This is a genomic window from Labrys sp. ALF-8 (genome assembly GCF_059699065.1).
Genome location: NZ_AP048538.1, coordinates 1,037,863 through 1,055,345, shown reverse-complemented (window position 1 = coordinate 1,055,345; position 17,483 = coordinate 1,037,863). Strand labels below are relative to the sequence as shown.

The 17,483-nt window shown below is 62.9% G+C and carries 21 protein-coding genes; 13 read left to right on the top strand and 8 right to left on the bottom strand.

Features of this window, described 5'->3' with window-relative positions:
* Nucleotides 1–49 precede the first annotated feature (49 nt).
* Together AC6H34_RS24770 and AC6H34_RS24765 are read left to right on the top strand one after the other, a co-directional pair.
* The gene (locus AC6H34_RS24770) at nt 50–739 is read left to right on the top strand and encodes a 2'-5' RNA ligase family protein (protein WP_497540558.1); all 690 of its coding nucleotides are present in this window, start codon (nt 50–52) and stop codon (nt 737–739) included.
* Nucleotides 720–1,085, top strand: a complete 366-nt coding sequence (locus tag AC6H34_RS24765) for an MmcQ/YjbR family DNA-binding protein (RefSeq protein WP_448147610.1) — start codon at nt 720–722, stop codon at nt 1,083–1,085. The genes AC6H34_RS24770 and AC6H34_RS24765 overlap by 20 nt, the downstream gene beginning before the upstream one ends.
* A 51-nt stretch (nt 1,086–1,136) precedes the next feature.
* On the opposite strand, the gene AC6H34_RS24760 is transcribed toward AC6H34_RS24765, so the two are convergent.
* A complete protein-coding gene (locus tag AC6H34_RS24760) occupies nt 1,137–2,333 on the bottom strand; it encodes an NAD(P)/FAD-dependent oxidoreductase (protein WP_497540557.1) in 1,197 nt (398 codons plus the stop codon).
* A 171-nt stretch (nt 2,334–2,504) separates the two neighbouring features.
* On the opposite strand from AC6H34_RS24760, the gene AC6H34_RS24755 reads away from it, so the two are divergent.
* Nucleotides 2,505–3,461 carry a D-2-hydroxyacid dehydrogenase gene (locus AC6H34_RS24755; protein ID WP_497540556.1) on the top strand — a complete coding sequence of 319 codons (957 nt, stop codon included), beginning with the start codon at nt 2,505–2,507 and terminating at the stop codon, nt 3,459–3,461.
* Nucleotides 3,462–3,593: 132 nt separating this feature from the next.
* Here the strand turns inward: AC6H34_RS24755 and AC6H34_RS24750 are convergent, their stop codons facing one another.
* The 3 genes from AC6H34_RS24750 to AC6H34_RS24740 all read right to left on the bottom strand — a co-directional run bounded on the left by AC6H34_RS24750 (nt 3,594) and on the right by AC6H34_RS24740 (nt 7,267).
* The gene (locus AC6H34_RS24750) at nt 3,594–5,804 is read right to left on the bottom strand and encodes a xanthine dehydrogenase family protein molybdopterin-binding subunit (protein WP_497540555.1); all 2,211 of its coding nucleotides are present in this window, start codon (nt 5,802–5,804) and stop codon (nt 3,594–3,596) included.
* A gap of 12 nt (nt 5,805–5,816) precedes the next feature.
* Nucleotides 5,817–6,287 carry a (2Fe-2S)-binding protein gene (locus AC6H34_RS24745; protein WP_497540554.1) on the bottom strand — a complete coding sequence of 157 codons (471 nt, stop codon included), beginning with the start codon at nt 6,285–6,287 and terminating at the stop codon, nt 5,817–5,819.
* Nucleotides 6,288–6,457: 170 nt separating this feature from the next.
* Entirely contained in the window at nt 6,458–7,267 is an 810-nt protein-coding gene (locus tag AC6H34_RS24740) for an alpha/beta fold hydrolase (RefSeq protein ID WP_448147605.1), read from the bottom strand.
* A gap of 435 nt (nt 7,268–7,702) precedes the next feature.
* On the opposite strand from AC6H34_RS24740, the gene cydP reads away from it, so the two are divergent.
* The 7 genes from cydP to AC6H34_RS24705 all read left to right on the top strand — a co-directional run bounded on the left by cydP (nt 7,703) and on the right by AC6H34_RS24705 (nt 12,232).
* A complete protein-coding gene (gene cydP / locus AC6H34_RS24735) occupies nt 7,703–7,882 on the top strand; it encodes a cytochrome oxidase putative small subunit CydP (protein WP_497540553.1) in 180 nt (59 codons plus the stop codon).
* Nucleotides 7,883–7,884: 2 nt separating this feature from the next.
* On the top strand, nt 7,885–9,459 hold the full coding sequence (locus AC6H34_RS24730; RefSeq protein WP_497540552.1) for a cytochrome ubiquinol oxidase subunit I: 1,575 nt from the start codon (nt 7,885–7,887) through the stop codon (nt 9,457–9,459).
* A gap of 16 nt (nt 9,460–9,475) precedes the next feature.
* Complete coding sequence (gene cydB, locus AC6H34_RS24725; protein WP_497540551.1) at nt 9,476–10,615, top strand: cytochrome d ubiquinol oxidase subunit II; 1,140 nt, start codon at nt 9,476–9,478, stop codon at nt 10,613–10,615.
* Between the two features lie 12 nt (nt 10,616–10,627).
* Entirely contained in the window at nt 10,628–10,753 is a 126-nt protein-coding gene (cydX, locus tag AC6H34_RS24720) for a cytochrome bd-I oxidase subunit CydX (RefSeq protein ID WP_448147601.1), read from the top strand.
* Nucleotides 10,737–11,057 (top strand): cyd operon YbgE family protein, encoded by a 321-nt coding sequence (locus tag AC6H34_RS24715; RefSeq protein WP_448147600.1) that lies wholly within the window; start codon nt 10,737–10,739, stop codon nt 11,055–11,057. The genes cydX and AC6H34_RS24715 overlap by 17 nt, the downstream gene beginning before the upstream one ends.
* Nucleotides 11,058–11,129: 72 nt before the next feature.
* Nucleotides 11,130–11,618, top strand: coding sequence for an NUDIX hydrolase (locus tag AC6H34_RS24710; protein WP_448147599.1), 489 nt, complete (start codon nt 11,130–11,132; stop codon nt 11,616–11,618).
* A gap of 44 nt (nt 11,619–11,662) precedes the next feature.
* Nucleotides 11,663–12,232, top strand: coding sequence for an HdeD family acid-resistance protein (locus AC6H34_RS24705; RefSeq protein ID WP_448147598.1), 570 nt, complete (start codon nt 11,663–11,665; stop codon nt 12,230–12,232).
* A gap of 138 nt (nt 12,233–12,370) precedes the next feature.
* On the opposite strand, the gene AC6H34_RS24700 is transcribed toward AC6H34_RS24705, so the two are convergent.
* The gene (locus AC6H34_RS24700; protein WP_448147597.1) at nt 12,371–12,655 is read right to left on the bottom strand and encodes a hypothetical protein; all 285 of its coding nucleotides are present in this window, start codon (nt 12,653–12,655) and stop codon (nt 12,371–12,373) included.
* Between the two features lie 259 nt (nt 12,656–12,914).
* Between AC6H34_RS24700 and AC6H34_RS24695 the strand changes: the two genes are divergently transcribed.
* Nucleotides 12,915–13,901 (top strand): sensor domain-containing diguanylate cyclase, encoded by a 987-nt coding sequence (locus AC6H34_RS24695; protein WP_448147596.1) that lies wholly within the window; start codon nt 12,915–12,917, stop codon nt 13,899–13,901.
* Between the two features lie 188 nt (nt 13,902–14,089).
* Nucleotides 14,090–14,434 carry a RidA family protein gene (locus tag AC6H34_RS24690; RefSeq protein WP_448147595.1) on the top strand — a complete coding sequence of 115 codons (345 nt, stop codon included), beginning with the start codon at nt 14,090–14,092 and terminating at the stop codon, nt 14,432–14,434.
* A 78-nt stretch (nt 14,435–14,512) separates the two neighbouring features.
* On the opposite strand, the gene AC6H34_RS24685 is transcribed toward AC6H34_RS24690, so the two are convergent.
* The 3 genes from AC6H34_RS24685 to AC6H34_RS24675 form a co-directional block, all read right to left on the bottom strand.
* On the bottom strand, nt 14,513–15,118 hold the full coding sequence (locus AC6H34_RS24685; protein WP_497540550.1) for a histidine phosphatase family protein: 606 nt from the start codon (nt 15,116–15,118) through the stop codon (nt 14,513–14,515).
* 52 nt (nt 15,119–15,170) lie between these two features.
* Nucleotides 15,171–15,518, bottom strand: a complete 348-nt coding sequence (locus tag AC6H34_RS24680; protein ID WP_448147593.1) for a hypothetical protein — start codon at nt 15,516–15,518, stop codon at nt 15,171–15,173.
* A 104-nt stretch (nt 15,519–15,622) separates the two neighbouring features.
* The gene (locus AC6H34_RS24675) at nt 15,623–16,501 is read right to left on the bottom strand and encodes a LysR family transcriptional regulator (RefSeq protein WP_497540549.1); all 879 of its coding nucleotides are present in this window, start codon (nt 16,499–16,501) and stop codon (nt 15,623–15,625) included.
* Between the two features lie 93 nt (nt 16,502–16,594).
* Between AC6H34_RS24675 and AC6H34_RS24670 the strand changes: the two genes are divergently transcribed.
* Nucleotides 16,595–17,473: a DMT family transporter gene (locus tag AC6H34_RS24670; protein WP_497540548.1), complete on the top strand. Its 879-nt coding sequence runs from the start codon at nt 16,595–16,597 to the stop codon at nt 17,471–17,473.
* Nucleotides 17,474–17,483: the final 10 nt, after the last annotated feature.

The following is a 17,483-nucleotide window of genomic DNA, read 5'->3' as shown; positions in this document are numbered from 1 at the left end:
TTTTGTTCTAAAGTCCCAATCCGCGGGCCCACAGGTCAGGAGGCGGGGAATGGAACAGCTCTCCTTCGGTTTTCCGGAAATGGCGATGGCACGGAGGGAGCGGCTCTTTTATGCCTGTCTGCCAGATGGCGAGGCATCTCTTCGCGTGTATTGCTTTGCGCGAGAGTTTCTTTCCGTAAATCGCCTGACGGCGAAGCCACTGCCCGCCGCTCGGCTGCATGTGACGCTCCATCACGTCGGGGACTACAGAAGTTTTCACGGCCTCGAGAGAAGGGGCTATCTGTCGCAATTGGCAGGTCGAGGCGTTTCGATGGAGGCCTTCGATATTTCTTTTGCGTCCATCGGAACCTTCGAGGCATCGCCGTCGCGCCGCGGGCAGGGTCCGCGCTATCCGCTGGTCCTGCTCGCCCGGCGAGGAGGAGTGGCCGATCTCCACGCGCGGTTGGGAGGGGCCATGACGACGCGGCTTATGTCCGCACGTACGGACTTCGTGCCTCACATGACATTGTGCTACCTGGATCGTCCGGTCGCGTGCCGGCCGGTCGAGCCGATGGATATCGCGATCAGGGATTTCGTCCTGATCCACAGCCGTGTCGGGTTGAGTGAATACCGGATACTCGCCCGGTGGTGCCTCGGGGATGGCGAGAACCATCCGCACTGGCCCTTGCCGCGTGACGAGGGCATTCTCGATGACGTGCCGGCATATGGCGTGAGCGCAAATGAACCTTTTCGAACCTGAAAGCTTCGAGCGTTTCGCGCTCTCCTTGCCCGGCGTCTCGATTGTCGAACAGTGGGAAGCCCAGGTCGCCAAAGTTGGTGGAAAGGTATTCGCGCTGTTGCGGCTCACGCTGCCGGATCTGCACCATGTGGTTTTCAAAAGCGGCGAAACGAGTTTCGAGGTGCTGACATCCCTGGATGGGATCAAGCAGGCACCTTATTTCGCCAAGCGGCAATGGGTCTGCGTGGCCCCGGATGCGGCTCTGGCTCCTGGGGAGGTCGAGGCCTATCTCAGGAGATCGCACCGGCTCATCGCTTCGGCGTTGACCAGAAAGCTGCGGCGCGAACTCGGTATATCGGAGACGTAGGGTCGCAGGCAGTCTGATATGGCTCCCCTCAGGCCTGAAGGCCTGTCGGCATCAAGGTATGTCCGCCGCTTCGATATCGGGCGGAAGGGCTTGTGGAGGAAGCACCAGGCGTTTGACTTCCTCTGCAATCGCGAGGGACGAGGTGAGGCCCGGCGACTCCATGCCGTAGAGGGCCGCATAGGCCGGATGTCCAGTCTCGGCAGGCCCCTGGATGATGAAGTCGCCGGCGCCGCCCGCGGGGCCGGTGATCTTCGGTCGGATACCGGAATAGGCGGGTTGCAGCGCCCCATCCTTCAGCCCCGGCCAGTAGCGCCGGATTGCCGCATAGAACTTCTTTGCTCGGCGAGGGTCGACTTCGTAATCGAGCGTGTCGATCCATTCGACGTCTGGCCCGAAGCGGGCCTGGCCGGCGAGATCCAGCGTAAGGTGAACGCCGAGACCCCCCGGTTCGGGGACCGGATAGACGAGGCGCCGCGAGGGCGCGCGGCCGGCAAGGGAGAAATAGCTGCCCTTGGCGAAATGGCGCGGGGGAAGAGTAGCTGCGTCGATGCCGTCGATCCTCTCGGAAATGGTCCAGGCATCCAGGCCCGCGCTGTTGATCACCAGCCGCGCCTCGATAACGGCAGGATCGCGCCCACCGATCGTGAGGGTGACGCCATCATCCTCGAGCCGCCCATCCAATACGGGCGAATGTGTCACCACGCTGCCGCCATGGGCTTCGATGTCCGCGACATAAGCCTCCATGAGCCCATGGCTGTCGATAATTCCCGTGCTCGGGGAATGCAGGGCCGCTACCGCGACGAGATCCGGTTCCATCCGCCGCACCTCGTCCGCATCGACGAGTACGCAGTCCGCGACATCATTGGCGACCGCTTGCTGCCGCAGCTTTTCGAGGTAGGACAATTCGCTCTTGTCGGCGGCGACGACCAGCTTGCCGCAGCGCGCGTGGCCGATACCGCGCTCTTCACAAAAGGCATAGAGCTGCTTCTTGCCTTCCACGCAGAGCTTCGCCTTCAGGCTGCCCGTGGGATAGTAGAGACCGGCGTGGATCACTTCGCTGTTGCGTGCCGACGTGACGCTGCCAATGCGTGATTCGGCTTCGAGGACCATGACCTCGCGGCCGGCCATGGCCAGGTTCCTGCCTATGGCCAGGCCGATGACCCCGCCGCCGATGACGACTGTATCGAGCTCGTAGCGCGGAAGGGAAGCATGGTTCTCGCTGGATACCGCGATCGGAATCTGACTCATGCAGCACGGCCCTCGGGAAGATCTTCTTCCCGACAGCCTCTAGCCATCCGGGATGGGGCGTCAAGCGCCGATGCATCGAACCTGACGGTCTCGCCTTGACCGATGTCTCCGCTTGGAAGGAGAGTGCTTTCGCGGCGCAGAGCCGCCTTTCTCATTCCGGGCCCATCCCATATGCTGAAGATCGTTTTTCTGGACCGTGACACCATAGGCCCTTCGGTCGAAATCCTGCGGCCGGCCTTCAACCATGAGTGGGTCGAATACGGCAAGACGGCACCGGACGATGTGGCGGCGCGCCTCGAGGGGGCTGATATCGCCATCACCAACAAGGCACCGATCCGGGTCGCTGCGATCGACGGGCTCACCCGGCTGAAGATGATCGCCGTCGCGGCCACCGGGTACGATGTCGTCGACGTCGCGGCCTGCAGGTCACGCGGCATCATCGTTTCGAATGTCCGCGGATATGCCGTGAACACCGTTCCCGAGCACACCTTCTCGCTGATCTTCGCGCTTCGGCGCTCGATCGTCGCCTTTCGGCAGGACGTCATCGACGGGGAATGGCAGCGCGCCAACCAGTTCTGTTTCTTCAATCACCCGATCCGCAACCTCGCCGGCTCGACCATCGGCATCTTCGGCAGGGGCGTGTTGGGGCAGTCCGTCGCCCATATTGCGCGTTCGCTAGGCATGAAGACGCTGTTTGCCGCCCGCAAGGGCACCCAGGCTGCCGGACCGCTCTACACCGCGTTCGAGGAGGTGCTGGAGAGGTCCGACATCCTTACGCTGCACATGCCCTTGACGCCGGAGACACGCAACATGATTGCCATGCCGGAATTCCGACGCATGAGACGCCGGCCTTTGATAGTCAACACGGCCCGCGGCGGGCTTGTGGACGAGGCCGATCTCGTGAAGGCCCTGGACGAAGGCCTCGTCGGGGGCATCGGTTTCGATGTGCTCACCAGCGAACCGCCGAAGGCTGACAATCCATTGCTCCGGGTGCTCGACCGGCCAAACGTGATCGTGACGCCCCATGTGGCCTGGGCGAGCGATGAAGCGATGCAGGCGCTGTGGAATCAGGTGATCGGCCATATCGAAAATTTCGAGAAGGGCGTGCCGAGCAACGTGGTGGGATGAAGCCGCCGCACGGATCGTCTCGAGCGGCCGCTTTGCGGGAGATGTCCTGCCGGCCTCGGCCGCAAGGCCGCCGGCAGGTGCCGGGCTCTCCACCGCATTCCCGCCGGAAGCGATGGAGATGCTCGCCGGGGGTTAGGCCTTGGCTATCTGCCGCGTGTCGACCGGCAACTTGCGCAGGCGCTTTCCGGTTGCCGCGTGGATGGCGTTGACCAGGGCAGGAGCCGTTGCAGACGTGCCGGGTTCGCCCATGCCGCCTGGTTCCTCGGTGCTGGAAACGATATGCACCTCGATGGACGGCGCGGCGTCGATGCGCAGGATCGGATAGGTGTCGAAATTGGACTGTTCGACACGCCCATCCTTGAAGGTGATCTCGCCATAGAGCGCAGCGGTGAGGCCGAACATGATGCCACCCTCGATCTGGGCCCGCACGGTATCGGGATTGACCACGATGCCGGAATCGACGGCGCAGACCATGCGCTGCACCTTGATCTTGCCGTCATCGGCCACGCTGACCTCGGCGACCTGGGCCATGTAGGTGCCGAAGCCGAAGAGCACCGCTATGCCACGCCCGCTGCCCTTCGGCAGGGGCGAGCCCCAGCCAGCCTTCTCGGCCGCGAGGTCGAGTACGGCCCGAGCCCTTGGCTGGCTGGCGAGAAGGGATCGCCGATACTCCACCGCGTCCTTGCCTGCGGATGCCGCAAGTTCGTCGATGAATCCCTCGACCACGAACGCATTGTGCGTGATGCCAACGCCGCGCCACCAGCCAGTGGTGATGCCTTTGGGCGGTTCCAGGCGCACGTAGTCGACCAGCGTGTTGGGAAGGTCATAGACACCCGTCGCGCCTTCCACTGCATCCGCGTCGATGTTGTCCTTGAAGAAGGGCGGGATCCAGCGGGCGATGATCGAGGAACCGGTGACGCGATGGTGGAAGGCCACGGGCTTGCCGTCGCCGTCCAGGCCAGCGCGCAGACGGTCGTAATAATAGGGTCGGTAGACGTCGTGCTGGATGTCCTGCTCGCGCGTCCACACGACTTTCACCGGACCATCTACCTGCTTGCCGATCTCGATCGCATGCGCGACGCTGTCTGTTTCCAGCCGCCGGCCAAAGCCGCCGCCCAGATACTGGTTGTGGACCGCGATGTTCTCCAAGGGCAGGCCTGTTACCTCGGCGGCGAGCTTCTGCACACGGGTGATGACCTGTGTTCCCAGCCAGACATCGCAGCCGTCCTTGCGTACATGCACCGTGCAGTTGATGGGTTCCATGGCAGCATGGGCGAGGAAGGGCAGTTCATAGGTTGCTTCCACCGTCCTGGCCGCGCCTTTGAGAGCCGACTCGACATCGCCCTGCTTGGTCGCTACGGCGCCCGCTTGCTGCGAGGCGCTTGCGAGCTGGCTCACGATGTCGCCGCTCGACAATCCGGAATTCTCGCCGCCATTCCAAGCAATGACGAGAGCCTCAAGTCCCTTGCGCGCAGCACCCATATGGTCGGCGACCACCGCCACGGCATCGTCAAGGCGAATGATCTGCCGGACACCCTTGATGGCCTTGGCCTTGCTGTCGTCGACCGTACCCAGCGTGCCGCCGACGATCGGGCAGGTTGCGATGGTGGCGATCTTCATGTCCGGCAGGCGGACGTCTATACCGAAGGTGGCCTGTCCCGTTGCCTTGGCAACGGTGTCGACGCGCTTCGCGGACGTACCGATCAGCTTGAAATCCTTGGGATCCTTCAGCTTCGCGTCCGTGGGCACCGGTATGGTCGCTGCTGCCTCCGTCAGGTCGCCATAGCCTAGTTTCCGGCCGGTCGCGGCGTGGATGACGGCACCTTTCTCGGCGTGGCAGGACGAGGGGTCCACACCCCAGGTTTTTGCGGCGGCGGCCACAAGGATTTCCCGGACCGTGGCGCCGACGACGCGCAGAGGCTTGTAGAAGCCGCGAACCGAGGTCGAACCACCAGTCACCTGGAAGCCCAGCAGGGGATTCCCGAAGGCCTTGTCGTCGGGTGGGGCCGCTGCAACCTTGATCTGGTCCAGCCCGATCTCGAGTTCCTCGGCGATGAGCATGGACATCGAGGTATAGGTGCCTTGGCCCATTTCCACCTGCGGCATGCTGAAGGTCACGTCGCCGGCGGGATCGATGCGCACGAAGGCGTTCGGCAGGAAAGGCTTGGCCGCGGCAACGCGAGCGGTCTTGTCCGGCTCCGACCCGGCTGGGAACTGCTTGGCGATGGTCGGGATGCCGAAGATGACGAACAGGGCGCCGCCGGCGCCGAGAGCGACCTTGAGGGCGTCGCGGCGCGACACATCAGGGCTCTCGCCCGAGGAGGGAGGTGTCTGAGAATCCATGTCGGCATTTCCCTACTGTGCCGAGGCGTTGCCGGAGGCAGCCTGCTTGATGCCTTCACGGATCCGCACATAGGTGCCGCAACGGCAGATATTGCCCGACATGGCATTGTCGATGTCGGCATCGCTCGGATGCGGATTGCCGGCGAGCAGCGCCGTGGCCGACATGATCTGTCCCGACTGGCAATAGCCGCATTGCGGTACTTCGAGATCGATCCATGCCTGCTGTATCTTCTTGCCCGCCGGCGTACGGCCGACGGCCTCGATCGTCGTGATCTCGGACGAGCCGATGGTGTCGATCGTGGTGATGCAGGAACGCACGGCGGTACCGTCGACGTGCACGGTGCACGCGCCGCAGAGCGCCTTGCCGCAACCGAACTTGGTTCCGGTCATGCCCAGCACGTCACGCAGGACCCACAGCAGCGGGATGTCGTCATCGACGTCGACAGTATGATTTTGACCGTTGATTTTGATCGTGTAAGCCATCTTGACCTCCATACGAGGCTTGAAATGCAGAACAGCGAACGCCCTCTCGATTGTTCGCCGGGACTCATGTGCCACCCTGGATAGTAGGGATTGCCGCCCGATTGTGCGCTGCAAAAGAGTCAAAGGCCTTTGAAGCCAGGCTTCACAATGTCGTGTGCCGGTGGGACTTCTCAGCGTGCCTGGAGCGCCCGGAGGAACGAGAGCATGGCCTCATTGAACAGCGCCGGCCGCTGGAGGGGAGCGAAATGGCTGACGTCGGGCAGGATAAGCAGCCTTGCGCCGGGTATGGCGCCGGCCAGGTACTCGGCGTGCTCGGGCTTGATGAACTCGTCATGTTCGCCCTGGCAGATAGTGACGGGGACATGAATGCGGCCGAGATCTTCAGCCGCATAATCGGGCTGGGTCTCCATCATCAGCGTGACGGCCTCCACGAAGGCGTCGAACTCGCCCGGGGTCGCCGACAGGGAGACATAGTCCTTGCGGTGACGTGCAAAGCAGCGTTCGAGTGCAGGGCTCGGCTGCAGTTCCTTGGTGCCGGTGGAATCCATGTTGCAGGCAAAGAAAAAGACCCCGTGGACGCGCGCGGGGGCCTTGTCGGCCAGTATCAGGGCGACACAGGCGCCGTCGCTCCATCCGACCAGGGCGGCGCTGTCCAGGGCAAGCCGATCCATCACGGCGAGAACGTCGTCCGTCATGCGCTCGTAGCGATAGGGCTTGTCGTCGCGCGTGCTCCGTCCGTGGCCCCGGCTGTCGATCAGCACGGCCCGGTAGCCGGACTCTACCAGGGCAGGGACCTGATAGGCCCAGTTGCCGCCATGGCCCAGTCCCCCATGCAGCAGCAACACCGGCTGGCCGGCGCCGTAGGATGCGTAATGGATGCGGGCGCCATCACGTTCGACCTGCCCCTGGAGTTCGGGCGGCGGCAGGGGATCGGCGCCATGTTCGGCAAAATGTACGAGGTCGTCATCGCGAATTTCCATGGTCGCACGCTCCTGCCTATCTCAGACTATAGACGCAGCCATCTATGGGATGCCGACACCTTCCTCGGCGATTCTCGACCTGCCGCTCCGTTTGGATACATCGATCGCTTCAATTCATCCGGGTGAAAGCCATCGTTGCTCCGGCTGGGTTTCCTCCTCGGTTTCGGCCCGCGATCCCGGAAGCAGCTCTTCTCAGGCATTGGCTGGCTTTTCCTGGACTGCAAAGCTCTATTTCAGGGCAACTATGCTTCATCGTTGCCTCATCGTTCGATGCGTTGAAGGAAAGCATGGCCTCAATAAACTTGAAGGGACTTCCGGAGCGTCACATTGCGTAAGATCGAATACAATACGATAGTATCCACCTGATGCGAGCGCCGTCTGGTCCCGTTGATTCAAATCAAGGCGTTGCAGCAGGGGTGATCGGATAAGCGAACCATGCTGAAGCATTCTCTCACCCGGGACGTCGTCATCGTGATCGCGATCAAGGTGGTCGTCGTGATCGCTGCGGGCGTGTTCGTGTTCGGTCCCAGCCAACGGCCCAGGATGGATGCCACCAGCGTTGAAACGAGGCTGCTCGGCACGCAAGCCGTCAGTCCCCAGCCAAGGAATCCCTGACCATGGATACCGCCATGGATGTCGTGCAGCTGTCGCGGCTGCAATTTGGCCTGACGGCCATGTATCACTTCCTCTTCGTGCCCCTGACATTGGGCCTAGCGGTGCTGCTCGGCATCATGGAGAGCGTCTATGTCATGACGGGTCGCGAGATCTGGCGGCAGATGACCAAGTTCTGGGGCGTTCTCTTCGGCATCAACTTCGCCATGGGGGTCGCCACCGGAATCACCATGGAGTTCCAGTTCGGCATGAACTGGGCCTATTACAGCCACTATGTCGGTGATGTCTTCGGCGCGCCGCTGGCGATCGAAGGGCTGATGGCCTTCTTCCTGGAGGCGACCTTCATCGGCCTGTTCTTCTTCGGGTGGGACCGCCTGTCCAAGGTGGCGCATCTGGCGGTGACCTGGATGGTGGCGCTTGGTTCCAACCTTTCGGCGCTCTGGATCCTGATCGCGAACGGCTGGATGCAGCACCCGGTGGGTTCGGCCTTCAACCCGGACACCATGCGCATGGAGGTGACGGACTTCCAGGCGGTGATCTTCAATCCCGTCGCGCAGGCCAAGTTCGTCCACACGGTCAGCGCGGGATACGTAACCGGCGCAATGTTCGTGCTGGCGATCAGCGCGCTCTACCTGCTGCTCGGTCGCCATGTCGAGCTCGCGAAGCGCTCGATGACGGTGGCGGCAAGCTTCGGCCTGGCCGCTGCCCTCTCGGTCGTCGTCCTGGGCGATGAAAGCGGCTACACCGCAGGCGAGAACCAGAAGATGAAGATCGCCGCCATCGAGGCGATGTGGCACACCGAGCCGGCGCCGGCCTCCTTCACCCTGTTCGGTCTGCCCAATCAGGAGACCCGCCAGACGGACTATGAGATCAAGGTGCCGTGGATGCTGGGGCTGATCGCGACCCGTTCGATCAGCAAGGAAGTGCCCGGCATCATCGATCTGGTCGATCATGCCAAGACGCGGATCCGTTCCGGCCTCATCGCCTATGATGCCCTGGACAAGCTCAGGGCCGACCGCAACGACCCTGCCGCAAAGGCGGCCCTTGCGGCGAATGGCGATGATCTCGGCTATGCCCTGCTGCTCAAGAAGGAGCGGCCGGACATCAAGAACGCGACCGACGCAGATGTCGAGAAGGCGGCGTGGAGCACCGTTCCCGCGGTATCGCCGCTGTTCTGGAGCTTCCGCATCATGGTAGGCCTCGGCTTCTTCTTCATCCTCCTGTTCGGCGTTGGGTTCTACCTTGCCTCTCGCCGGCGCCTGACGACTTCGCGGGCGTTCCTGTGGGTGGCGTTGCTGTCGCTGCCGCTGCCATGGATCGCCGCGGAACTCGGCTGGTTCGTCGCCGAGGTCGGGCGTCAGCCCTGGGTGATCGAGGGCGTGCTGCCGACGTTCATGGCGGTGTCGAGCCTGTCCGCGACCAACGTGATGACGACACTCGTCGGTTTCGTGCTCTTCTACTCGGTGCTGCTGATCGTCGACATCTACCTGATGATCAAGGCCATCCGCCTCGGTCCCGCCGCTCCGCATCCCCAATCCTCGCTGCCGCCGGCCGTTTCCGCCGCCGTCGCCGCCGAATGAGCAGAAAGGATCAGCCATGCTCGACTATGAAACCCTGCGCCTGATCTGGTGGGCGCTGCTCGGCATCCTTCTGATCGGCTTCGCCGTGATGGACGGCTTCGATCTCGGGGCGGCCATGCTGCTGCCCTTCGTGGGCAAGACCGACGAGGAGCGCCGCGTCGTCATCAACACGGTGGGGCCGGTCTGGGAAGGGAACCAGGTCTGGTTCATCCTCGGGGGCGGCGCGATCTTCGCCGCCTGGCCCCCGCTCTACGCCGTGGCGTTCTCAGGCTTCTACCTCGCCATGTTCCTGATCCTGCTGGCGCTGATCCTCCGGCCGGTCGCATTCAAGTTTCGCTCCAAGCTGGCGAATCCAACCTGGCGCTCGATCTGGGACTGGGTCCTGTTCGTGGCGGGTGTCGTCCCTTCGCTGGTGTGCGGCGTCGCCTTCGGCAATGTCATCCTCGGCGTCCCCTTCCGTCTCGATGATACCTTGCGCATGACCTACGAGGGCACGCTGCTCGGCCTGCTCAACCCCTTTGCGCTTCTGTGCGGGCTGGTGAGCGTGGCGATGCTGGTGATGCATGGCGGCGCCTATCTCGCTGTCAAGGCCGGCCAGCCCGTGGCCGACCGCGCCGTTGCCATATCGCGCTATGGCGCTTTCGCCCTCATCGTGCTGTTCGCGCTGGCGGGTATCTGGGTGGCCCTTGGCATCAATGGCTATCAGATCACGAGTGCTCTGGCTCCCGAGGGGCCGTCCAATCCGCTGCTGAAGAGCGTGGTGCAGGCTCCAGGCGCCTGGCTCGTCAACTATCACACGTTGCCGCTGACCTTGCTTGCGCCGGCCCTCACAATCGTCGGGGCACTCGGCGCGGCGATCCTGCTCAGCGCTAGGCGCCCGCTCATCGCCTTCATTGCGAGCGCTCTCAGTATCGCCGGCGTGATCGCTACCGCGGGCCTCAGCGTCTTCCCTTTCCTGCTGCCTTCGTCGCTGGATCCCCGGTCGAGCCTCACGGTCTGGGACGCGTCTTCCAGCCATCTGACGCTTGGCATCATGCTTGTGGTGACTCTGGTCTTCCTGCCGATCATCCTGATCTACACGAGCTGGGTTTATCACGTGCTGCGTGGACGGGTGACCCTGTCCGCCATTACCGATCCCTCCGCCCACCATTACTGAGGAAACTGACCGATGTGGTATTTTGCCTGGGTTCTCGGTGTCGGCTTTGCCGGCGCCTTCTCGATCCTCAACGCCATGTGGCTCGAACTGCACGAGAGCGAGAATGGCGGAGCAGGCGGCAATGATCGCGCCAAGTGATCATGTGTCACGCGAGCAGGCGCCCAGCAACCGCTGGGCGTTGGCGCGCGGCTGGGGCAGGGCATTGTCCCTCGCCGTAGCCGGCATCGCCAGCCTGCTGTTGATGCTCTATCCCTATGTGCTCAACGGCGTGCCGGGCTGGAAGATGCATACGGGGCTGCCGGTGATGATGCTGGGCGTCACCGGCCTGTACATGGCCGGGCTTGGCTTTTCTCCTCGCAGCAAGCTTCTCCGCGCCATATTCCATCCGCTCGCCGCATGGATGCTCTTCGCCCTCGGCATCCTCGTAATGGCGGTTGAATGAGGGGCCTGGAGTTGCCAGCCCCGGGCAAGGGGGCCAAACTCCCTGCTGTAGTGGTTCGCTGAGGAGGCGGGCATGTCCTCCCAAAGCGCCGGGATCCTGCTCTATCGCCGGAAAAACGAGATTGTCGAAACCCTTCTCGTGCATCCCGGCGGACCCTTCTGGAGCATGAAGGATCTTGGTGCATGGTCGATCCCCAAGGGCGAATATGGCGAAGGGGAGGACGCCGCACGGGCGGCTCGCCGGGAATTCGAGGAAGAACTCGGCAGGCCTCCGCCGGATGGCGACCATCTTGCGCTTGGGGAAGTGGTGCAGGCCGGTGGCAAGCGGGTAAGGGCCTGGGCGCTGGCCGGAGATTTCGACACGAGCGCCATGCGCAGCAACATGTTCGAGATGGAATGGCCGCCCCATAGCGGCAAACGTGCGCTGTTTCCAGAGATCGATCGTGCTGCGTGGTTCGGCCTCGATGTCGCCGCGCAGAAGATCGTTCCGGCGCAGAGGGCATTCCTCGACAGGTTGGCCGAACTCGCTTCAACGCCTCCGCGAGATCCGTCGCAGGCTTGAAGCGACCGTCGGAAGCAAACGTTCGAGAAGGAAGGATAACGAAGATGTCCATGCAACCCCCGACCCGGTCTCCGAGCCAGAGCGCATCCCTCTTCGCGCATTGGGGCATCTTTCTCGCGGAAGGTATCATCCTGCTTCTTCTCGGCTGCGTGGCCATCCTGGTGCCGCTGCTCGCAGGCCTCGCAACCACGGTGTTTCTCGGCTGGCTGTTCCTGTTCGCCGGGATCATCGGCCTGGTCGCGACCTTCCGCACCCGCGGCGCGCCGGGCTTCACCTGGGCACTGGTTTCCGCGATCCTCGCCCTGGTCGCCGGCATTGCCCTGATCTGGCATCCCCTTCAGGGTCTGTACTCGCTTACGTTGCTGCTCGCGGCCTTCTTCGTCGTGGACGGAATACTGATGATCGCGCTGGCCGTCTCGCATCGGCGCGGTCTGTCCGGGCGCTGGGAATGGATGCTGGCCAATGGCATCGTCGACCTCATACTGGCTGTCGTGATCGTCTCGGGCCTGCCAGGATCGGCATTGTGGGCGATCGGTGTCATCGTCGGCATCGACCTCGTTTTCGGTGGTGCTGCCCTGATCGCGATGGCTCTGGCCGCCCGAAGAGAGGGGTGAGGGGGAGCACGCTATCACTGGCGACGTCGCGACATCGTAATCGTCGTGACGTCAGGATCTTGCCGCGCATCGATGAACTTCGTCTATTTCTGACGGCAGCCTGCGTCGTCGGGCCGGTACCCGACCCGCAAGCCAATGTCAGTCGTCGTTCTCGGCTGTAAGTTCCTCGGGCCTCAGCCCGGCCTGCCGAATGCCGCGGCGCAAGCGAAGGCCGGGACCATTGCCTTCATCCGCAAGGAAGACGATGCCGGCCTCCTCGTAGGCAAGCTGGAGGGCAGCCACGTCCTGGCGCTGGGGAACCTTTCCGCCCTTTTCGAAGTCCGAGATTACAGCCCTGGGCACGCCGGACTTCTTGACCATATCCGCGATGTCGAAATCCAGAAACGCTCGAGCTGCGCGGCTGAGGGCCGGGGAGAGAGACATGGTGAGATGCCTTGCGCTGTTGAGCCGACAGCCATTGAGCACCTTCCCGCCTTAACGGGAGATGTATGGACGATTAAATCCGCCTGCCGGCGTCGGAGCGGGTGAAGTGCATTCAGGCTCGTCTTCCCGTAAAAGCACGAGCAGTGGCACGGGCCTGCGCCTAAAGCTCTCAAGTGGCAGAATGCGCTTGCAGGTCGACGTAGAAGATTGTCTGATGAGAGAGATTGAATACGACATTGATCATTTTGCATAGTGCCGCATGCGCCTTTTTGATGAACGCCGACTCGCAACCCTTCGCAATTACGACACCACCGACATGGGTCGCGACCATGGGCTCGACGCCCTTTGTAATCTTGTGCAATTGACAATCGGCGTGCCGATGGCAGCCGTATCGCTGGTTGACGACAGGATGACGCACAGGATTGGCATGGCTGGTTTCGACGAGCCCACCGTGCCGGTGGACCTGAGTTTCTGCTCTCATACTATCGAGGCAAACGTCCCTATGCTGGTGGAGGACGCGAGGCAGGATTCGCGGTTCTCCGGAAATCCTTTCGTTACTACGGACCCGGGTATCCGTTCCTATCTGGGCGCCCCATTGATCGCGCCGGACGGCTCGGCATTGGGCGCGATCTGTGCCGTGGATACCAAGAGCCGCTCTTTCTCACCGGAGGAGACGCAGAAGCTCACCAGCCTGGCGACCACTGCGGTCGAGATCCTGGAGATGCGGCGGCGCCTGAAGGAAGTGCGTGCTCTGGCTCTCACCGACGGGCTGACCGGCATAGCCAACCGCACGGGCATCGAATTGGAGATCGAGAAGGCAATTCCTGTGCTGCAGCGGCACGGCTTGCCGTTTTCGCTCCTTTATTTCGATGTGGACGGCTTCAAGCAGGTCAATGACGAACGCGGTCATGAGGCGGGCGACGATCTGCTGCGGCTCATCGGGCAGACCTTGTCGGGGCGCACGCGCCGGGAGGAGACCAGCGGTCGCCTGGGCGGAGACGAGTTCGTCATTCTCCTCATCGGGGCGAGAGAGCAGGAAGGCAGCGATGCTGCGGCGAGAATCAAGGTGGCTCTCGATCAGGCCGTGGCGCGTGCTGGCTATCCTGTCAGCTTTTCAATGGGATTGGCGATCTTTACGGCACCGCCCAACAATGTCGAGGCTGCCTTGGGCATGGCGGACGCGCTGCTGTATCAAGCCAAGCGCAACGGAAAGAACCAGATCGTCATTGGAGGCAGCGGGTATTAGGCGCCCTGCGGGGATGACAAGCGGGTTCCGGCGGCGATCCGTATAATTTGCTCCCGGCGTTCGCGCGTGCCCGCGGCAAGTTCCCCCTGAAATGTGAAGCAGCTTCCGTTTCTCCCGATAACCAAGCGATAGCGCGGTGCCCCTCGGCCTGCTAGATCGGGCGCGGAGTTTCACTGGAGAGATGACCCATGATCAAGCGCCTTCACCCTGGTCCGCGTTTCTGCAAGGCGGTGGTAGCGAACGGCATCGTCACGACTGCCGGCATCACGGCCGCCAATGCCAATGCCGACACCGCGGCACAGACGGCCGATATTCTGGCGCAGATCGACGCGCTTCTCGCCGAGGCCGGGACTTCCAAGGCCAACCTGCTTACCGCCAGCATCTGGCTGCGCGACATCGCCCATTTCGGCCAGATGAACGGCGTGTGGGACAAGTGGGTGGACATGAACAACCTGCCGGTACGCGCGACCGTCGAAGCCCGTCTGGCCGCGCCGGAACTGCTCGTTGAGATCCAGGTTTCGGCAACCGTCTGAGCCCGCGCCTCGTCCTCCCCATCGCCGGCCCCGCCTGGTGATGGGGATTCGCTCTTTCCGGCGAATCGCCGCTCGACGTCAGCTGCGCGCCACCTTCCGGTAGGCGTCGCCGGACAGCCACTCGCAATTCTCTATGGGGCGAGCCTGGAAGGCGGTCAGGAAACGTCTCATATCTGTCAGGTCGCTTCCTGCGGGATTGTCGGCGAGCAGGCGCCAGGCTTGCATGATGTGTCCGTGCGTGAAGATGACGATCCTGCTTGCTTCGCTTGCCCCGATACGTCTGGCCGCCCCGCGCACGCGGTCGAGCATCTGGCCGAAGGACTCGGCGCCTGGACCTTCGATCAGCGCGGGATCGCATGTCTTCCAATAGGCATCCACCAATGGGCGGCGCTGTTCGACGGTGGTGTTCGCGCATCGAACCGGCGACAGATAGGTGAACTCCTGCACTTGCCATGTTTCGAATGGAGAATTCGGGAAACGGTCGGCGGTGGCTTCCGCCGTCTGACGGGCTCGCAGGTAGGGCGAGGTCACGATCAGGTCCGGCGCGACGGTGAATTTCGCTGCCATCTCACGCGCCTGCTGCCAGCCTTTTTCAGTGAGGGGAACGGACGCGGCGTCCTTGGTGGGCAATCCCGCATTGGCTGCGCTTTCGCCGTGCCGGATCAGCCAGATTTCTTTCGACACGCAAAACCCTCATGGAATCAGGCGCATTGTTGGCGCGGCTTTGGCCGAAAGGCTATTGATCCTCGTCGCCCGAGGGCGGGTCCTGCGGCCACGCCGGGCCGGGAGGACCGATGTTCGGATAGAGAGGCGCCTGCCTTGCCTTGACGCTCAACTTGCAGCCCACGCACGGGCCATTGGACACTTGGCCGAAACTCTTGGCGGGTTTATCGGCATCATCCGCCTTCCATTGAGACTTCGGTTGAACCAGAGGTGAGGCCGCCGGGGCTTTGCCGGCTCCGGGAGCGGGCGCCGGGAGGGTGAGGTCTGGCGGCGCAAAGGTCTGCGGGGCGAGAGTCTGTTGCGCCCCGGCAGCCGTTGCCGCGAACTGTATCGCCACGATGAGGAAGGCGAGTGTCTTCATGCAGCCTGTCCGGTTTCCAGACCGCAGATTGCTATCGCCAAGGTGAAAAAGCGAGAAGAGATTTGGGGGCGGCGGGCCGGATCGAAGCAGACTTCAGCATGAATTCAACGCCCGGCAAGGCCTGGGGGGAGTGCTCGGATTGCGCCGATCAGATGATCCGCCAGTAGGATTCCCGCCTTTGAAAGACTTGGGGTGCGGTGCAGCCGGATCTCGGCGCCGGGCAGGGGCGGCAGGCCCTGCTCCTGCGACAGCACTCGAAGCCCGGACTGCAGGAAACTGGACTTTACCACGGTAACCGCCAGGCCTTGTGCCGCGATGGCCTCCACCGCGGAGAGATTGTGGCTGACGAAGGCGAGGCGCCGCGCCCTCCCGGACCGGTCGAGTGCCTCGATCGCCCATTTCCGGAAAAGGCAGCCTGGCGGATAGAGAGCGACCGGCAAGGGATCGACGGTCCAGGCCTGGTGCCCGGGGTGAGCTGCCCAGATGGCGCGATCACGGCGCAGCAATTCGCCTTCGCCGTGACCCTCCTGGTGCATGGCGATGACCAAGTCGTAGGAAACGCCCAGGCGAGCGACCATGCCGCTGGTAAGCCCGGTCTCCATTTCGACGTGAATGCGAGGATAGAGTGCGATGAAGCGCGCAAGCAGGGATGGCAGCACCAACGTGCCGTAGTCGTCCATCACGCCAAGCCGTACGCGCCCCTCGATCCGGTGCTGGTGCAATCGGCCGATGGCCTCTTCGTTCAGGCTCAGGATGCGGCGCGCATAGGAAAGCAGCCCGTCGCCCGCACTCGTGAGATCGACCGTCGATTTCGTTCGATGAAAGAGCTCCGTGCCAAGTCGTTCCTCCAGCCGCTTGATCTGCATGCTGACCGCCGACTGGGTACGATTGAGCAGTATGGCCGCGCGCGTGAAGGAACGGTTTTCGGCCACTGCCACGAAGGCCTTCAGGAGATCGGGGTCGAGAATGGCTTGGGTCATCATGGAATATGATGACAGGCATGACACAAATTCAATTCCCTTATGGCGCTTGTCACCTCCAGATAGGCGGCGGAGAGAAGGCTTGGGGAGAGTGTCATGGGAGGCGTACTGGCTGCGGTTCTATCGAGCGGTATCGGCGGAACCGCCGTCGTAGCCACACGCCATTTATCTGGAACGATCGATCCAATAGCGCTGGGTGCCTTGCGCTTCGGCGTCGGGTTCTGCTTCCTCCTGCCACTCACCCTGACGCGAAAGGAGCGCTGGCCGGAGCGGGCGGATTGGGCGCGCGTTGGCGGGCTTGGCGTCCTCTTCTTCGCGCTTTTTCCCTTCTTTTTCAACGCGTCGCTGCACTTCACGACGGCTGCTCGCGGTGCATTGGCGCTTTCCACCTTGCCGTTGCTGACCATGTTGGCAGGTGCCGTGATGGGGGCCGAGACGATCACGGCTCGCAAGGCGGCTGGCGTTTTCGTCGCCATGACCGGAGTGGCGCTGGCGCTGCTCTCCGGATTGTCGAAGGCGCCGAACGGCGCCTGGCGCGGCGATCTCCTCATGGTATGCGCCGCAATATGCATGGCGTTCTACACCATTTGGTCGCGCCCGCTTATCCGGCGCTCCGGACCGATACGTTTCACGGCAGTAGCCATGGGCGTCGGAGCAGTCTGCCTTGTTGCGGCCGCCGGGGCAGGAGGCGGAATCCCGCGTGTAGCGGCCTTGGCGACGCAGCAGTGGCTGGCCGTCGCCTATCTAGGTATTATCGGAAGTGCATTCGTTTTCTTCCTGTGGGCCTTTGCCGTTACCCGCACCACGCCGACGCTCGTCGCCATCTCGGTCGCAGTCAACCCCGTCACCGCTTCCTTCGCCGGCCAGGTCTTTCTCGATGAGCCCTTGCGCTGGAACATCATTGCCGGTCTGGTCACGGTCTGCCTCGGGATTGGCATCGCTACTACGGCGGCGAAAGCCCCGGCAGGAAGGTAAGCAGAAGGAG

Bases quoted from the DNA above. Each gene is read 5' to 3' on its own strand.
- AC6H34_RS24705 (WP_448147598.1), top strand. From the start codon at position 11,663: ATGTCCATGCAACCCCCGACCCGGTCTCCGAGCCAGAGCGCATCCCTC.
- AC6H34_RS24760 (WP_497540557.1), bottom strand. From the start codon at position 2,333: ATGAGTCAGATTCCGATCGCGGTATCCAGCGAGAACCATGCTTCCCTT.
- AC6H34_RS24680 (WP_448147593.1), bottom strand. From the start codon at position 15,518: ATGAAGACACTCGCCTTCCTCATCGTGGCGATACAGTTCGCGGCAACG.
- AC6H34_RS24770 (WP_497540558.1), top strand. From the start codon at position 50: ATGGAACAGCTCTCCTTCGGTTTTCCGGAAATGGCGATGGCACGGAGG.
- AC6H34_RS24700 (WP_448147597.1), bottom strand. From the start codon at position 12,655: ATGTCTCTCTCCCCGGCCCTCAGCCGCGCAGCTCGAGCGTTTCTGGAT.
- AC6H34_RS24745 (WP_497540554.1), bottom strand. From the start codon at position 6,287: ATGGCTTACACGATCAAAATCAACGGTCAAAATCATACTGTCGACGTC.
- AC6H34_RS24710 (WP_448147599.1), top strand. From the start codon at position 11,130: ATGTCCTCCCAAAGCGCCGGGATCCTGCTCTATCGCCGGAAAAACGAG.
- AC6H34_RS24675 (WP_497540549.1), bottom strand. From the start codon at position 16,501: ATGATGACCCAAGCCATTCTCGACCCCGATCTCCTGAAGGCCTTCGTG.
- AC6H34_RS24740 (WP_448147605.1), bottom strand. From the start codon at position 7,267: ATGGAAATTCGCGATGACGACCTCGTACATTTTGCCGAACATGGCGCC.
- AC6H34_RS24730 (WP_497540552.1), top strand. From the start codon at position 7,885: ATGGATACCGCCATGGATGTCGTGCAGCTGTCGCGGCTGCAATTTGGC.
- cydP (WP_497540553.1), top strand. From the start codon at position 7,703: ATGCTGAAGCATTCTCTCACCCGGGACGTCGTCATCGTGATCGCGATC.
- AC6H34_RS24695 (WP_448147596.1), top strand. From the start codon at position 12,915: ATGCGCCTTTTTGATGAACGCCGACTCGCAACCCTTCGCAATTACGAC.
- AC6H34_RS24750 (WP_497540555.1), bottom strand. From the start codon at position 5,804: ATGGATTCTCAGACACCTCCCTCCTCGGGCGAGAGCCCTGATGTGTCG.
- AC6H34_RS24755 (WP_497540556.1), top strand. From the start codon at position 2,505: ATGCTGAAGATCGTTTTTCTGGACCGTGACACCATAGGCCCTTCGGTC.
- AC6H34_RS24690 (WP_448147595.1), top strand. From the start codon at position 14,090: ATGATCAAGCGCCTTCACCCTGGTCCGCGTTTCTGCAAGGCGGTGGTA.
- AC6H34_RS24670 (WP_497540548.1), top strand. From the start codon at position 16,595: ATGGGAGGCGTACTGGCTGCGGTTCTATCGAGCGGTATCGGCGGAACC.
- cydB (WP_497540551.1), top strand. From the start codon at position 9,476: ATGCTCGACTATGAAACCCTGCGCCTGATCTGGTGGGCGCTGCTCGGC.
- AC6H34_RS24765 (WP_448147610.1), top strand. From the start codon at position 720: ATGAACCTTTTCGAACCTGAAAGCTTCGAGCGTTTCGCGCTCTCCTTG.
- AC6H34_RS24715 (WP_448147600.1), top strand. From the start codon at position 10,737: ATGATCGCGCCAAGTGATCATGTGTCACGCGAGCAGGCGCCCAGCAAC.
- cydX (WP_448147601.1), top strand. From the start codon at position 10,628: ATGTGGTATTTTGCCTGGGTTCTCGGTGTCGGCTTTGCCGGCGCCTTC.